Consider the following 1,398-nt stretch of genomic DNA (forward strand, 5'->3'; position numbering starts at 1 on the left):
AACGCTCCATGAACGCCAGCAAACGACGCGCGATCTACGAAACGCTGCAGAGCCTCAATCCGCATCCGACCACCGAGCTCGAATATTCGACGCCGTTCGAGCTGCTGATCGCCGTGATGCTGTCCGCGCAGGCGACCGACGTGTCGGTCAACAAGGCGATGCGGAAAATGTTTCCGGTCGCGAATACCCCGCGACAAATCGTCGCGCTTGGCGAGGAAGGCGTCACCGAGTACATCAAGACGATCGGCCTCTATCGCACCAAGGCGAAGAACGTGGTCGCGACGTGCCGAATCCTGCTCGAGCGCTACGACGGCGAGGTGCCGGCCGATCGGGAAGCGCTCGAAGGCTTGCCGGGCGTCGGCCGCAAGACCGCGAACGTCGTGCTGAACACCGCGTTCGGCCAGCCGACGATCGCGGTCGACACGCATATCTTCCGCGTCGCGAATCGCACCGGGCTCGCGCCGGGCAAGGACGTGCGGGCCGTCGAGGCCGCACTCGAGAAGTTCACGCCGAAGGAATTCCTGCAGGATGCGCATCACTGGCTGATCCTGCACGGGCGTTACGTGTGCAAGGCCCGCCGGCCCGAATGCTGGCACTGCGCGATCGAGCCGCTGTGCGAGTTCCGGCCGAAGACGCCGCCGCCGAACGAATAAGCGCCAGGCAGCGCGGGCGAGTTCCGCAGGCGCCGTCGCGACGCCCGCTCCCTTCCCCGCTTACGCGTTGGATGTCGCCGTCGCGTCGTCGGCGGCCGCGCCGCCCGCGCGCACGAGCGCCAGCACGGCCGCCAGAATCGCGACGCCACCCGCCCACTGCAGCGGCGACAATGCTTCCCCGAACAGCAGCGCCGCGAGCGCGACCGTCACGACCGGTTCGAGCGTCGACAGCATCGACGTGCGCGCGGCCCCGAGCCGCTCGAGCCCGGCGAAGAACGCAAGCATGGCCGCGACCGTCGACACCAGCGCGATCGCGAGCATCGACGCCCAGCCGCCGGCCGTCGCGGGCCAGCGCGGCGGCGCGCCGAACCCCGCCGTTCGCACGACGGCGATCGCGACGAGCGTCGCGGTGGCCGACAGGCAGATGATCGCGGTGGTCGCGAGGGGATCGACGCCGCGCGTCGCCTTCGTGCCGCCGACGATATACAGCGAGTAGATCACCGCGGCGGCCAGCGCCAGCGCGATCCCGAGCGGCTCGCCGTGCCCGCCGCCGACCATCAGCGCCGAACCCGCGACGCACAGCACCAGCGCGACGGCCTTCGCCCGTGTCAGGCGCTCGCCGAGCCACCACGCGGCGAGCAGCGTGACGAACGCCGGGTACAGGTACAGCAGCAGCGCGACGAGACTCGCCTGCGCGTGCTGCAGCGCGCTGAAATAGCAGAACGACTGCCCGACGTAGCCGAGC

At 69.7% G+C, this 1,398-nt stretch carries 2 protein-coding genes; one reads left to right on the plus strand and one right to left on the minus strand.

What is annotated here, in order from left to right; translation table 11 throughout:
* Nucleotides 1-8 precede the first annotated feature (8 nt).
* Nucleotides 9-653 carry an endonuclease III gene (nth, locus tag JMF90_RS37045; protein WP_006478196.1) on the plus strand — a complete coding sequence of 215 codons (645 nt, stop codon included), beginning with the start codon at nt 9-11 and terminating at the stop codon, nt 651-653.
* Nucleotides 654-713: 60 nt separating this feature from the next.
* On the opposite strand, the gene JMF90_RS37050 is transcribed toward nth, so the two are convergent.
* Nucleotides 714-1,398: DMT family transporter (locus tag JMF90_RS37050; protein WP_201326341.1), on the minus strand; the 685-nt coding region annotated here is incomplete at its 5' end.

Origin of the sequence: Burkholderia sp. E168m23 (assembly GCF_016586125.1) — a bacterium.
GTDB classification, from domain to species: Bacteria; Pseudomonadota; Gammaproteobacteria; order Burkholderiales; family Burkholderiaceae; genus Burkholderia; species Burkholderia orbicola.

Excerpts from the sequence above, each read along its gene's own strand:
- nth (WP_006478196.1), top strand. The coding sequence starts at position 9 with ATGAACGCCAGCAAACGACGCGCGATCTACGAAACGCTGCAGAGCCTC.